Consider the following 13,898-nt stretch of genomic DNA (forward strand, 5'->3'; position numbering starts at 1 on the left):
TATGAAATCCTTTCTATGGTTTCCATTTTTTTGACTTCAAAGATTTATATAATTCAAGCCATTCAAGCATTCTTTTTTCAATAGAAAATAGCTTTCTAACACGATTTCTAGCCCTAGCTCCCAACTCGTGTGCTTCTTCCGTTGAAAGTGCTAATGAACTTTCAATAGCTGAACCTAGCTCATGGTGATTTTTTACAGGTACAAGATACCCGCAATCGCCTAACACTTCAGCTACACCTCCTGAATCAGTTGCTACCACAACTCGTTGGCATGACATTGCTTCGGCAACGACCAAGCCAAATCCTTCCCATTCGGACGAAAGTACGAATACATCTGCAGTGCTAAGCCATTTTTGAACATTATGCTGAATTCCTATCCACCTTAATTTATGATCAATATTCAGATTTTTGGCCAAGGCCTGCAGATCTGCAAAAAGTTCTCCGTCACCAATGATGACTACTACTATTTTGTCATTATTTATACCACCAATGGCATGAAATAAATTTGGATAGTCTTTTTGTTTAGTGAGCCTGCCGATTGAAAGAATTACTTTAGTTTCATTATTGATATTTAAGCTTGATCTTAAATTCTTTCTATCTATCTCACTGAAAATATATCGATCCGTATTGATTGCATTTTTGAAAGGAATAATTTTCCCATGCTTTACAGCTTTTTTTTCCAAATACGAATTGACTGCTTCTTCACTTACATTTGTAGTTATATCTGTCAGAAAGTCTGTAAACCTATAGCATAACATCCTCATTTTCCCACCTTCATAGCTATTATGTACAGTGGATATCAAGACGGTGTTATTAAATGGAGGAAAAAATCTAATTATTCTTGAGAAAATATTAGCATGGAACATATGACTATGCACGACATCAGGTTTCATTTTAAACAAAATAATTTTTGTTTTTATAAGCGCTTTAATAAAACCAAAAATATTTTTTTTTATGCCAAGGTTATGGATTTTAATGTCTTTGGCAGCTGGCGAAACAACCATGTCGCCAGACAGACATATTACCTCAACCACATGGCCATAATCATGCATTATATCTGCCATATTACAAACTTGATTTTCTGCGCCTCCCATACCAAGCCCTGAGATAATATAAGCAATCTTCATTAAACCCACCTAATTATTTTTTATTTATAAGATCAAGCCAATTATCGCTCGATTGTATTTCTAACAATCAGTGATTTTATACATGCTTTAATTAGACTATGCTGCAGTTTCAATTTATTTTTTACAATAAATATAAAAGTACTGATTTTACCTTTTTTTATTGCAGCCAAAAAAAACTCGATGTTAGTTTTTATTTCACTATTCAAATTATTTCCAAGAAGATTACTGAATTCAGCAAACATTAAGCAAGAAGATTTATCAATCAAAAAGCTATTTTTGTTATAGTTAATATAACGATTTAACTTGTCTTTAACCGTAGAGCTATTAAAACCAAGAACATTACTTCCATGCTGTCTATACAAGAAAAGTGGTGATTCAAAAAAATAGATCTTTCCAAAACAGACTGCATAAATACTCAAAACCTGATCATGCATATGCCAATGAAAGTCTGTTTTTAAGGCTAAATTATAAAGATGCTTATTGATCACCATTGCGCACCCCTGAACACCTCCATTCATAAGATACATATCCTGAACTTTTTCAACTTTTAATTTATAATCAGTCAACTTTCCTGTTGGCTTCAGTGTTGAATCCACAACTATACCGGGCGCATATGCAATAAGAGGTTGATCTTCATCGCAACTCTTAATAAAGGATAACAACTTTTCAATTTTATCTTTTTGCCAATAATCATCTTGATCTGCAATAAAAACAAAATCGGAGTTACAATTTTTTAATAACTGTTTGAAATTTTCCCCTACTCCTTTAGCCGGAATATTATCCTCCACAATTTTTATGCGAGAATCTTTTAGCGCTATTTTTTTTAGTAAAGCTGTAGTACCATCAGTGGAACCATCATCTCGAATATAAACGGTTATATCTTTATAGGTCTGATTGAGGATAGAGTTTATTTGCTCTTCAATATAATTTTTACCATTATATGTAGCTATTATTACATCAATATTCATATTAAACCGTAAAATGATCAGATTTTTTTTCTAAAATGCGGGCTGGAATACCACCTACCACTAAGCCTGCAGAAAAACTTTTAGTCACTACAGAATTTGCAGCTACGACTACATTCGCACCTAAAGTCACACCTGATAAGATCTTGACGTTATCGCCAAGCCAGACATTATCACCAATTATAGTGTTACCTTTTACAGTGAGCCCTCTATTTTTCGGTAAAATGTCATTAAATATCTCACCAAACTTATGGTCATGGTCAGTAATTAGCACATCACTACCTATCAACGCACCATTACCAATTTTTACTTTTGACTGTGCAGCAATGTGAACGTTTTGACTAAAAGATACATCATCACCTATATATATTACTCCATCACCAATAGAGTCAATCCACGAATTGTTACCTAAATAAACATTATTACCTATAAATATGTTTTTACTTCCTGATATTGACAGCCCATTACCTACCTTTATGTTTTTTGAACTAAAAATAATGCTATAAATACGGTTCCGCAACAAATTATAAAAAAATGGAATAACCCTTAACCAAATCATTCCCATTCTTTCTCTTTTAATTTTTTTCATCTAGAAACAACCTTATATTATCATCATCAAAGCTTTTAACTCGATTGATAACAACTGAAACGAACATCATTGCTTTTAAAAGAGTAGCGCTTATGTAAACTAACGCTTTGATATAAAGACCAAAACATAATAAAAAACAGAACAATAAAACAATATAGTAAAACATGTTTTTTTTGGTGAGCATAAAAAAATCGAAAAACAATGTTGTATTTATTAGCATTAACAACGTAGTGCAAATAACGCCAAATACACCATAGGCTACATAATTAATTACAAAGGATGAGTCTGAGGAACGAGAAAGCTCAGACTGAACTTCTTCTCCATCGCCAATAAAGGTATTATCACCAAATACAATGTTTTTCATATCCGGTATAAATAAGTGATTATTGATAAGGTCGTCAGTAGAATTGGTATGGAAATTGCCACTTAAAGCATTAACAAAAAGTTCAAGCGCAAAATTAATCACCCTGACGATCACTTCATTTTCAGATAAAGTTATAATCATCAATATGATTACAACCAATGATGAAGAAAAAAATAAAATTAATTTTTTCTTTTCATATAAAATACACAAAAGAAATAAAAAGGAAAAGAGGAACAGCAAACCAGTCCTACCACTTAAAGCAACTAAAACAAAAATTGTCGCGATAAATATGTATAGGGAAAAATTAGAAACATTATCTTTTTTTGATCTAATAACACCAAAGCAGATGAAAATGAAAATTGAATATGCGACAGATGTGTCCCATATTGACATTGCTTTTAAACCTATAGCTCGATTACTTTGCTTTGCCCATTCAAGCCAATATCCATCAATTGCAGTCCTATCTAAAAACCATAATCTAAATTCGCTATTACCTAGCTGGAAAAGGCTAAAAATGGCCAAAATAAACATGAAAGTAAAAACACTAAAAAAAATTTGCTTTGGTGTTAAGCTATATATCAATGCATTTAGAATCAGCGGAAATAAAAGAAATGAAATAAAAGCTAAAAGAAGACGTTTGATTTGCATGCTAAAAAAAAACTCATCCCCTACGTTCATTATTAAATAATTGAATGCAGATACGATGAACATTAACGACATAATAAGGTAATACAACCTATATTTTTTTGTATTTAAAATATAAAGTCTCGCCCACTGTCGAGATGGCGACATTAAAAAACAAACAAGCAATAGTATAGCCCATACTACAATAATATGTGCTGTACTAATATTTCCTAACGGGCTTTTATAAGCACCGCCAAAAACAATTGCTAGAGCCAGCCATATCCCGCCATATCGTGCAATATTGCTCAATGAGAAGCTTTTACTCAAAGTAACCTCGATTATTTAGGGTTATGGAATTATTTCCATCTTTAAAATAAATACCTGCATTATCTATTTGCTTATCAAAAAAAAACACGGAGCTTTTCTTTAAATAACCTGAGGTATGCCAAAACCTTTACTTTAACCACCCCCAACATTCCATATTTTTTCTTTATATTTAAATCAGCATTTTTATTGTCAAATGTATATCCCTTGTCAGTTGTTATAGTTTTGAAATACCATGGCGCAATGAAATTTGAAAGCATATCAGCCTTAAGTTTTTTAAATACCTTGGTTGATAAATTATTCATATCTACTTGCTCCTGCAGCATTTCAATATAGACAACGCAAAAGTTATAAAATATGTTATATCCACCTTTTTTTTCCACTGAAATATTTTCCATGATTACTTCATTGCAAATAAGATAGTTATTTTTAGCGCAGTTGAATATTAACGAGGTATGAGGGAACATAGAGTCTACTGATTGAACATCATGTTTAGTGTTAATAAAGTCGGTTTTCCAAATAGAAAAGGCAGAACTCCAAGTATTTAAATAACTTGTGCATGCTATGAAATCATTGAATGAACTTGCTGTTGTTATTACCTTTTCCGCTTTAAGCTCACCGTTTGAAAAAAACATCATAGGCTTAGAATTTTTATTTTCTTCAATAAGATTAACAAGATATTTTAAGGAACCTTTCTTAAATTTACTATAATCGTTATGCAGCTTTAGAAAATCACCATTGCCATATGATAAAGAATTAATAGAATTATAAAATCCTTTCACTTCATTCTTGTAGTAACGGATGTTTATTTTTTTGATGCTAAGCCTTTTAACGTATTCTTCGACTTCATCATTATCCGAGTTGTCAGATATAATAATCTCATAAAGACTCGGCTCAACACCATCATCAATAATGGACCCAATAGTTTCTTTTAGATAGTTAATCCTATTTCTTGTTGGTATGCATATTGATAACAGTGTCATCAGATCGTCCTTTGTTAAATCTCTTACATTCAAATATGAGAATAATCGCAAATAAAATGGCTATGGCAATTTCGACACATAAGGCCACATATGCCACTCCGACATATGAATATAATTTAGAAAAGATTAGTAAGCAGGGAAGCCCCACTAAACCAACTATTATATAACAGTAACTAAACTTCTTACTTAATCCCATAGGTAACAGTAGTTGAACACCTAGTAAATTAGCAATAGCTACAACTGGCGGAATCCATATTATTATTGCGAAAACGATTGATGAGCTCGAATGCCCAGATCCGAAAGCAAAATCAATAATATTATTAGACATCATGGTCGCAATAAAGCTTAAAATTATAATTGGGGTAACAAGAATAAAGCCAAGATTTTTAACAAACCTCAATGCTCTTTCTCGTGACTCGATCATAATCCTATTGCTTCTCGGATATACTGCTTGTGATACAGGACCTATTAATCCCTGTAAACCTTGTTTTAATTTGTCTGCTGCAGTATAAATACCTACACTTTCTGCTCCGGAGGTAAACCCTAATATTATTGGCACACTTGTAGTGTACAAGCTAACAAAAAAGGAAGAAATGAAAATATTCCATCCGAGCCTTAATTGCTCTTTGATATCAATATAACTAGGGAAAATACGGACAAGCAAATTTTCCTGATAAGCTTTAAACAAAGCAATTACTGAAGCAAATATTCCGACAATTCCTTGACTCAAAAGAGCTATCCAAATATCTTGTTTAGATCCCACCAAAGTAAAAACAAGGATTACACCTATTATTTTAGCTATAAAATTACTTATAGCAATCCACTGCATCATTTCATAGCCCTGGAAAAGCCATACTGGATAAAACGTAGTGCCAATAACAATGGTATATCCCATGACAAATAAAAAGATATGCTCATGTACAACTTCGTAAAATATTGAACTTATAAGAAGAATTATAAAACCTAATGATGCAATTGCTATCTTGCAAAAAATTACAGAGAAAAAAACCTTGGATACTTCGCGAATGTTTTTTATATTTATTGATATTTGCCTGCTTGCAGATAAATTAAACCCATAATCCGCAAAAATAACAAAATACTGTATAACTGCAAGAATCAAACTATAAGTGCCAAATTCACTAATTCCTAAAACTCTCACTAAATAAGGTATAGTTACTAGAGGAATTAGATAATTTAAGCCTTGAATACTAAACATCGAAAAAATGTTTTTAAATAACTTTTTATCTAACATAGCTAAGTCATGCTATCCTTAACGTTAATCTGCAGTAAGAAGACTATCTAAAAAATTTTGAGCCGCGAGATCTTTTGAAGAAAGTGTTAAGTTTAGATCTTTAATTGGCCATTCAATTGCTAAGTATTCGTCATTCCATCGGATTGACCTTTCACTCTTTGGTTCATAAAAATGAGTAGTCTTATAAACAAACTCTGCATTTTCGCTCAACACCAGAAATCCATGTGCAAAACCTTCAGGAATCCATAATTGACGTTTGTTTTCAGCTGACAGATTTACACCAACCCACTTGCCATACATCGTAGAATCCTTACGAAGGTCAACTGCTACATCAAACACTTCGCCAGCAATGCAGCGAACTAATTTACCCTGTGCATGAGGAGCCTGCTGATAATGTAATCCGCGCAAGACACCTTTGGCAGATTTGGAATGGTTATCCTGGACAAAAACAACTTTGCGCCCTATCGCTTCTTCAAACACTTTTTGACTAAAGCTTTCAAAGAAAAAGCCGCGCTCATCACCAAAAACTTTGGGTTCGAAAATCAGTACATCAGGGATATCAGTTTTAATTGCTTTCATGATATCAGTATCCTTTCACCATCTTGAGCAGATACTGCCCATACTCATTCTTCGATAAAGGAGTAGCCAGTTTCCTGACTTGTTCCGCATCAATAAAACCTTTACGATAGGCAATTTCTTCTGGACAGGAGACTTTCAAACCCTGACGCTGTTCAATCGTCTGAATAAAATTACTCGCTTCTATCAGGCTGTGATGCGTACCCGTATCCAGCCATGCAAAGCCCCGCCCCATCATCGCAACTGAAAGTTTACCTTGTTGCATGTAAAGATTATTGATATCTGTAATTTCCAGTTCACCGCGAGATGATGGCTTAAGACTCTTAGCCAGCCTGACAACATCGTTGTCGTAAAAATAGAGACCTGTTACTGCATAATTGCTTTTTGGTGCTTTGGGTTTCTCTTCAAGAGACATGGCTTTGCCGTTTTCATCAAACTCAACAACCCCATAACGTTCCGGGTCGTTGACATGGTAAGCAAATACGGTTGCTCCTGAAGTTTGATCAACTGCTTTCATCAGCTCTTTTGGAAGGTCGTGTCCGTAAAATATGTTATCGCCCAGGACCAGCGCACAACTGTCATCGCCAATGAACTCTTCACCGATGATAAATGCCTGTGCAAGACCATCCGGGCTCTCCTGCACCTTATATTGAAGATTCAATCCCCATTGACTGCCATCGCCAAGTAGCTGTTCAAAGCGTGGTGTATCCTGCGGGGTGCTGATAATCAATATCTCTCTGATATCGGCCAGCATCAGTGTGGTAAGCGGATAGTAAATCATAGGCTTGTCATAGATAGGCAACAGCTGTTTACTCACGGCCATTGTTACGGGATACAGACGCGTGCCGGAGCCGCCAGCGAGGATAATACCTTTACGAGCCATATTTTTTCTCAGAGTATCAATGTGATCTATTTAATAATTACGTATCTTACGTAAGAATCTCTTCAATAACGTAGCGAACGCCACTTTGCCAATGTGGCAAAGTCAAATTAAAGCTTCTCTCAATCTTCGTTAAGTTTAAGCGAGAGTTGAGCGGCCTTTTCGCCGGAGTCATATATTCAGCAGTTTTGACAGGGCTTAATTTTTTTATTTTCAGCCCGGCGCTATACTTTTCTGACTCTGCAAAAATTAATGATGCATAATCAAACCAGGACGTTTCACCGGCTGCAGCGAGGTTGTATATTCCCCTCAGGTCCGGATTAGCCTGAACCTTGCGTAATGCATGAGCCGTAATGTCAGCTATAAGCGCAGCGCCAGTAGGCGCACCAATCTGGTCGTTGATGATACTAAGCGCTTCTTTTTCACTGCCCAGTCGCAACATCGTTTTAATAAAGTTATTGCTTCGTGACGCATATACCCAGCTGGTGCGAAAAATCAGGTATTGTATATCTGCTGCGGTTATAGCCTGCTCACCGGATAGTTTTGTTTTACCATACACATTACGTGGTTCTGGTTTATCACTCTCTCGCCACCGGTTGTGTCCTTCTCCTGAATAGACATAATCAGTAGAGTAATGAATCAGAATAGCATTAAGCTTTTTCGCTTCTTCAGCCATGACTTTAACACTGGTGCTGTTAATGAGTTCAGCTAGATCGGGTTCAGATTCAGCTTTATCAACTGCGGTATAAGCAGCAGCATTGACAATGATATCGGGACGCAGGTTTTGTATGCTTTTGCGGATTTCTTCCGGTTGCGTCAAGTCACCGCACCACTCTGTTGAACGGGTACTTAATGCTGTGATTTTTCCCAGTGGCGCAAGTGCACGTTGCAGCTCCCAGCCTACCTGTCCGGTTTTACCAAAAAGCAGGATGTGCATTAGTTGCGATCCTTATAGTTCTCTGACAACCATTCGCGATGGTTCCCGCTTTTAACATTATCAACCCACTCGCTGTTCGCCAGATACCACGCCACCGTTTTCCTGATGCCACTCTCAAACGTCTCTGCCGGTTTCCAGTTGAGTTCACGGGTGATCTTACTGGCATCGATTGCATAGCGCCTGTCATGACCCGGACGATCGGTGACGTAGCTAATCTGGTCTCTGTACGAGCCTTTTTTGGGCATCAGCTCATCCAGCAGCTGGCAGATGGTTAATACCACATCGATATTTTTCTTTTCGTTATAACCACCGATGTTATAGGTTTCACCCACTTTACCCGCCGTCACTACGGTGTAAAGCGCGCGCGCATGATCTTCTACATAGAGCCAGTCGCGGATCTGGTCACCTTTGCCGTAAACCGGGAGCGTTTTACCTTCCAGCGCATTGAGAATAACCAGCGGAATAAGCTTTTCCGGGAAGTGATAAGGGCCGTAATTGTTTGAGCAGTTGGTTACCAGTACTGGCAGGCCATAGGTGCGCTGCCAGGCGCGGACCAGATGATCACTGGAGGCTTTAGACGCAGAGTAAGGACTGCTTGGCGTATACGGAGTGGTTTCAGTAAACAGCGGCAGCGGTGCATCCTGTTGCCATTCGTCCGGATGCGGCAGGTCCCCGTAGACTTCGTCAGTCGAAATATGGTGAAAGCGGAAAGCCGCTTTGCGTTCTGCGCTCAGCGCGTTCCAGTACTGACGCGCAGCTTCAAGCAGCGTGTAAGTTCCGACGACGTTGGTTTCGATAAACGCTGCTGGACCAGTAATTGAGCGGTCAACATGACTTTCAGCCGCGAGGTGCATGACCGCATCTGGCTGATGTTTTGCAAAGATAGCTGCCATTGCCTGTGCATCACAGATATCGGCCTGCTCAAAAGCGTAACGCGCTGAATCTGCCACGGTGACCAGCGACTCCAGATTGCCGGCATAGGTCAGCTTGTCGACGTTGACGACAGAATCCTGCGTAGCATCAATGATGTGACGCACTACGGCAGAACCAATAAAGCCTGCACCGCCTGTAACTAATATTTTCACGCTTGTCGTCTCTCCTGGCCGATCCTGAAAAAAACCACGCTACCGCCCCTGGCTTACAGCTACCAGAATACTCATACGCTTTTGCTTTCGACATAGCTGGCAAAAGACACAGAAGATATTCAACAAATATCGATTGTTAAGGTGCAGCTCAAAAATAGCGATCCGATTTTCGTATGTTGATACACGAGTTACAAGCGCTAAAGAGTTAGTTTGACAGATGGCTGAATAAAAACTGAGCCAGAACGCGTTAACAGACCATTTATTAAACAGCTTTTTTACTGCATGTGAATAAAACTATGTACCGATTCCAGGTTCAGGCTTTGAACATCTCTGAAACGCAAAATGGGATAACGGCTGAGTTAGTCTGAACCCGCAGTTACCCCATTCATAAATCCCTGTTAACTGTATATGCCTTATCGGCTTATAGAGTTATCTGAATCCATTCGGATTCTTCGACTGCCAGTTCCACGTATCGCGCATCATCGCGTCAATGCCGCGCGTGACGCGCCAGTCGAGTTCATTGTTCGCAAGCGTTGCGTCGGCCCAGAAGGCGGGCAGGTCGCCGTCGCGGCGCGGTTTGAACTCAAACGGGATCGCTTTGCCGGAAGCCGCTTCAAACGCTTTAATCATCTCCAGCACGGAGAAGCCGACGCCGCCGCCGAGGTTATAGGCTTTATAGCCTTCAACCTTGCTGAGGTGATCCAGCGCTTTCAGGTGCCCTTCTGCCAGATCGACAACATGAATATAGTCGCGCTGCGCAGTACCGTCTGGCGTTTCGTAGTCGTTACCAAACACGCCGAGCTTGTCGAGGCGGCCAATCGCCACCTGCGCAATGTAGGGCAGCAGGTTGTTCGGGATGCCGGTCGGGTCTTCGCCAATCTCGCCAGACTCATGCGCGCCTACCGGATTAAAGTAGCGCAGCGCGATGGCTTTAAATTTGGGTTCCGCTTTAGCGAAATCGCGCATCACGAATTCGGTCATCAGCTTGGAAGTGCCATAAGGACTGGTGGTGCCGCCAATCGGCGTGGTTTCCACATAAGGAACCGGGGCGTCAGCGCCATATACGGTGGCTGATGAACTGAAGATAAAGTTCCAGACGCCCGCGTCACGCATCTCTTCCAGCAGAACCACGGTGCCGGCTACGTTGTTTTCGTAGTATTCCAGCGGCTTGCGCGTGGATTCCCCGACGGCTTTCAGCGCAGCGAAGTGGATCACCGCAGAGATGCTGTGGCTGGCAAACAGATCGCGCAGGCAGGCGCGGTCGCGAATATCGCCTTCGACGAACACTGCTTTTTTACCGGCCAGTTTTTCAACGCGGTTAATCGCTTCGCGTGATGCATTGCAAAGGTTATCCAGAACCACCACATCGTCACCGCGCTCCAGCAGCGCCAGTACCGTATGGGATCCGATATACCCTGCCCCGCCCGTTACCAAAATAGCCATGTCTACTCCTTGGAAACCGCGCAGGCTGCGCGGTATGGAAATGCTTACTTATCCAGAATCTTGTGAATCGCTTCGCGGAAGTCGCGGCCCTGAGCGTTGTTGCGCAGACCGTAAGAGACAAACGCCTGCATGTAGCCGAGTTTACGGCCGCAGTCGAAGCTGGTACCGGTCAGCAGCTGCGCATCAACCGGTTTGCTCTTGCTCAGCGACGCGATGGCGTCAGTCAGCTGAATACGGCCCCATGCGCCTGGCTCGGTTTTCTCAAGCTCAGCCCAGATGTCCGCAGAAAGAACATAGCGACCCACTGCCGTCAGGTCAGAGTTCAGCTCAGCAGCATGCTCCGGCTTTTCAACGATGCTGGTGATCGTACTGATATCGCCCGGGTTGTCGACAGGCTGCTCGGTGGTCAGCACGCCATACTCAGAGAGATCTTCATTCGGCATATGTTTTGCCAGAACCTGGCTGCGGCCGGTCTCTTCAAAACGCGCGACCATGGCGGCCAGGTTATAGCGCAGGTGATCGGCAGTTGAGTCATCCAGCAGTACGTCTGGCAGCACAACTACAAACGGGTTGTCGCCAATCATCGGACGCGCGCAGAGTACGGAGTGACCCAGACCCAGCGGATCGGCCTGACGGACGTTCATGATGGTGACGCCCGGCGGGCAGATGGACTGCACTTCGCTCAGCAGCTGACGCTTAACGCGCGCTTCCAGCAGGGCTTCCAGTTCGTAGGTTGTATCGAAGTGGTTTTCCACCGCATTTTTGGAAGCATGGGTGACCAGCACAATCTCCTTGATGCCTGCCGCCACGCACTCGTCAACGATATACTGGATCATTGGTTTGTCGACGATAGGCAGCATCTCTTTTGGAATGGCTTTAGTCGCAGGGAGCATATGCATACCGAGGCCCGCAACCGGGATTACTGCTTTAAGCTTGGTCATATTTGTTCCATTTTATGAAGTGTAGACATGCATCGATTATGCAGGAATGGCCGCTCGGGCAAGTATAATCTTTATCTGAAAAGCCGACACTAACTCTCTGTCACAGCATCAAAAATTAGTTATTTCAGGCGGTGAGCAGCGGTAATTTTTCGGGCAAATTCAAGCGCTAAAGCCGGTCAAAAGCGTGACGTAAAAAACATTCGGGCATGGGGTTGAGACCGGCGTTTTTCAGAATGATACGACGCGCATAGGGTGGTCAGACAATAAACAGGGGCGTCATGAAGAGCGCCCCTGCCGGTTAGATTCTGAGCCAGCGCGCAGGTGCCCGGCATTGTCACGCAAATGACCCTGCCGATAGCCTGCCCGGACGTTCATTCTGCTTACACCATCTGCTCCAGAATTTTCGCCAGTTCCCCGTAGGCAATGTGCTGGTTAAACTCTGTTTCCACTTTATGACGCGCGGCAGCGACGACCGGTGCCACATCTATGTCCCCGCGCGACAGACGCAGCAGCGTGGCAGCCAGCTCATCAGCATCGTTCTCAGAGACCAGCCAGCCGCTGACGTTGTTCTGGATCAGCTCCGGAATGCCGCTGTGGTAGGTGGATACCACCGGCAGCCCTACCGCCATGGCTTCCATCAGCGCAACAGGGATCCCTTCCATATCACCGTCGGCGGCCGTTTTTGAGGGCAGGAGAAAAATGTCAGCGTCGTTGAGCGCCTGGCGAATCTCCTCCTGCGGCTTAAAGCCCGGCATGCTGACCATCTCTTTCAGGCCGGCACGGGCGATATGTTCGCGCATCATCCCTTCCTGCTCGCCATTGCCGATAATGGTGAATTCAAACTGGCCGCCTTTGTCGCGCAGAATTTCACTGGCTTTGACGGCAACGTCCAGCCCTTTTTTCTCGGTCAGGCGCGCCACAGAGACGATGCGCAGCGGCTGGTGAAACGCTTCGCGCGGCCGGAAGTTAAATTTCTCCGGTTCGATGCCCATTCGCGTCACGTGCACTTTTTCGCGCGGACAGCCCATCTCAATCAGCTTGTTCTCCCACAGGTGACTGATAGGCAGCATCAGCTCGCTCTGCTTAAACAGATTGACGTAATCCTGCTTGTGCTCTTCCAGAATATGGCGACGTGAGATATCTGCACCGTGGAATACGGTCGCCTGCTTGCCTTTCAGCACGCCCAGTTCGCGCAGCTTGTTAGCCAGCGCGCCGGCGTAGCCAAAATGCACCAGAAAGACATCGGCGGTGAAGGTCTGTTTCGCATTAGCGACAATCGCCGGCAGCAGCAGCTTCTTCGCCTGTGCACCGTAGCGGCCCACGTTGAGCGATTTGATCAGCGCCGGTTTGGCAATCTTCGGCAGCATCAGGCCGATACGCTGCGTGAGCTTGTCGAGGTTCGATACCTTCTCTTCCGGCAGCAGATAGTGTGTTTTTGCCGCCAGGTTATAGTCGTCGAACGCGGCGTGACGGTTGATCATGTCACCCGGAAACACCGAGATGATTTCAACGTCATAGCCGGCATCAATAAAGTGAGTTACCTGGTTGAGGACAAACGTCTCAGAGGCAACCGGAAAACGCATGGTGAAAAAGGTTAACTTCATCACTTACCCCAGTACAGTCAGAAGTTCTTCGGTGATGCGGTTGCCTGTTTCACGCGCCTGCGCGACCGCGATATTTACGTTCAGTTTTACAGTGCCGTCGTCAGCCTGGGTTGCCTGCAGTGAGTCAGTCATCCCGTGCAAAATTGCGCCATCACCGCCGTTCCCGCAGGTATAATTACCCGCCAATAAAATCCTCATACACACT

14 protein-coding genes are annotated in these 13,898 nt (G+C 42.2%); all 14 read right to left on the bottom strand.

What is annotated here, in order from left to right; genetic code table 11:
- Nucleotides 1-13 precede the first annotated feature (13 nt).
- On the bottom strand, nt 14-1,126 hold the full coding sequence (locus LAC65_RS09885; protein ID WP_203025553.1) for a glycosyltransferase: 1,113 nt from the start codon (nt 1,124-1,126) through the stop codon (nt 14-16).
- 41 nt (nt 1,127-1,167) lie between these two features.
- Nucleotides 1,168-2,094 (bottom strand): glycosyltransferase family 2 protein, encoded by a 927-nt coding sequence (locus LAC65_RS09890; RefSeq protein WP_039385347.1) that lies wholly within the window; start codon nt 2,092-2,094, stop codon nt 1,168-1,170.
- A 1-nt stretch (nt 2,095) separates the two neighbouring features.
- Entirely contained in the window at nt 2,096-2,680 is a 585-nt protein-coding gene (locus tag LAC65_RS09895; RefSeq protein ID WP_039385350.1) for a DapH/DapD/GlmU-related protein, read from the bottom strand.
- Nucleotides 2,667-3,977, bottom strand: coding sequence for a hypothetical protein (locus tag LAC65_RS09900; protein ID WP_224144710.1), 1,311 nt, complete (start codon nt 3,975-3,977; stop codon nt 2,667-2,669). The genes LAC65_RS09895 and LAC65_RS09900 overlap by 14 nt, the downstream gene beginning before the upstream one ends.
- Nucleotides 3,978-4,069: 92 nt before the next feature.
- Nucleotides 4,070-4,975 (bottom strand): glycosyltransferase, encoded by a 906-nt coding sequence (locus LAC65_RS09905; protein WP_039385355.1) that lies wholly within the window; start codon nt 4,973-4,975, stop codon nt 4,070-4,072.
- A complete protein-coding gene (locus tag LAC65_RS09910; RefSeq protein ID WP_052246506.1) occupies nt 4,938-6,227 on the bottom strand; it encodes a flippase in 1,290 nt (429 codons plus the stop codon). The genes LAC65_RS09905 and LAC65_RS09910 overlap by 38 nt, the downstream gene beginning before the upstream one ends.
- 24 nt (nt 6,228-6,251) lie before the next feature.
- Entirely contained in the window at nt 6,252-6,806 is a 555-nt protein-coding gene (gene rfbC, locus LAC65_RS09915; RefSeq protein WP_039385357.1) for a dTDP-4-dehydrorhamnose 3,5-epimerase, read from the bottom strand.
- A 4-nt stretch (nt 6,807-6,810) separates the two neighbouring features.
- Nucleotides 6,811-7,686 (bottom strand): glucose-1-phosphate thymidylyltransferase RfbA, encoded by an 876-nt coding sequence (gene rfbA / locus LAC65_RS09920; RefSeq protein WP_039385360.1) that lies wholly within the window; start codon nt 7,684-7,686, stop codon nt 6,811-6,813.
- A 46-nt stretch (nt 7,687-7,732) separates the two neighbouring features.
- Nucleotides 7,733-8,620: a dTDP-4-dehydrorhamnose reductase gene (gene rfbD, locus LAC65_RS09925; RefSeq protein WP_039385362.1), complete on the bottom strand. Its 888-nt coding sequence runs from the start codon at nt 8,618-8,620 to the stop codon at nt 7,733-7,735.
- The gene (gene rfbB, locus LAC65_RS09930) at nt 8,620-9,705 is read right to left on the bottom strand and encodes a dTDP-glucose 4,6-dehydratase (RefSeq protein ID WP_039385365.1); all 1,086 of its coding nucleotides are present in this window, start codon (nt 9,703-9,705) and stop codon (nt 8,620-8,622) included. Before rfbB ends, rfbD begins: the two co-directional genes overlap by 1 nt.
- Nucleotides 9,706-10,134: 429 nt before the next feature.
- A complete protein-coding gene (galE, locus tag LAC65_RS09935) occupies nt 10,135-11,148 on the bottom strand; it encodes a UDP-glucose 4-epimerase GalE (protein WP_039385367.1) in 1,014 nt (337 codons plus the stop codon).
- Nucleotides 11,149-11,192: 44 nt separating this feature from the next.
- Nucleotides 11,193-12,089, bottom strand: a complete 897-nt coding sequence (gene galF, locus LAC65_RS09940) for a UTP--glucose-1-phosphate uridylyltransferase GalF (RefSeq protein ID WP_039385370.1) — start codon at nt 12,087-12,089, stop codon at nt 11,193-11,195.
- A gap of 380 nt (nt 12,090-12,469) precedes the next feature.
- Nucleotides 12,470-13,693, bottom strand: a complete 1,224-nt coding sequence (locus LAC65_RS09945) for a glycosyltransferase (protein ID WP_039385372.1) — start codon at nt 13,691-13,693, stop codon at nt 12,470-12,472.
- A 3-nt stretch (nt 13,694-13,696) separates the two neighbouring features.
- Complete coding sequence (locus LAC65_RS09950) at nt 13,697-13,891, bottom strand: hypothetical protein (RefSeq protein ID WP_039385374.1); 195 nt, start codon at nt 13,889-13,891, stop codon at nt 13,697-13,699.
- Between the last annotated feature and the right edge of the window lie 7 nt (nt 13,892-13,898).

It is taken from the genome of Pantoea eucrina (assembly GCF_020079945.1).
Taxonomy (GTDB): domain Bacteria; phylum Pseudomonadota; class Gammaproteobacteria; order Enterobacterales; family Enterobacteriaceae; genus Pantoea; species Pantoea eucrina.

Bases quoted from the DNA above. Each gene is read 5' to 3' on its own strand.
- LAC65_RS09885 (WP_203025553.1), bottom strand. From the start codon at position 1,126: ATGAAGATTGCTTATATTATCTCAGGGCTTGGTATGGGAGGCGCAGAA.
- LAC65_RS09890 (WP_039385347.1), bottom strand. From the start codon at position 2,094: ATGAATATTGATGTAATAATAGCTACATATAATGGTAAAAATTATATT.
- LAC65_RS09895 (WP_039385350.1), bottom strand. From the start codon at position 2,680: ATGAAAAAAATTAAAAGAGAAAGAATGGGAATGATTTGGTTAAGGGTT.
- LAC65_RS09905 (WP_039385355.1), bottom strand. From the start codon at position 4,975: ATGACACTGTTATCAATATGCATACCAACAAGAAATAGGATTAACTAT.
- LAC65_RS09910 (WP_052246506.1), bottom strand. From the start codon at position 6,227: ATGTTAGATAAAAAGTTATTTAAAAACATTTTTTCGATGTTTAGTATT.
- rfbC (WP_039385357.1), bottom strand. From the start codon at position 6,806: ATGAAAGCAATTAAAACTGATATCCCTGATGTACTGATTTTCGAACCC.
- rfbA (WP_039385360.1), bottom strand. From the start codon at position 7,686: ATGGCTCGTAAAGGTATTATCCTCGCTGGCGGCTCCGGCACGCGTCTG.
- rfbD (WP_039385362.1), bottom strand. From the start codon at position 8,620: ATGCACATCCTGCTTTTTGGTAAAACCGGACAGGTAGGCTGGGAGCTG.
- galE (WP_039385367.1), bottom strand. From the start codon at position 11,148: ATGGCTATTTTGGTAACGGGCGGGGCAGGGTATATCGGATCCCATACG.
- galF (WP_039385370.1), bottom strand. From the start codon at position 12,089: ATGACCAAGCTTAAAGCAGTAATCCCGGTTGCGGGCCTCGGTATGCAT.
- LAC65_RS09945 (WP_039385372.1), bottom strand. From the start codon at position 13,693: ATGAAGTTAACCTTTTTCACCATGCGTTTTCCGGTTGCCTCTGAGACG.
- LAC65_RS09950 (WP_039385374.1), bottom strand. From the start codon at position 13,891: ATGAGGATTTTATTGGCGGGTAATTATACCTGCGGGAACGGCGGTGAT.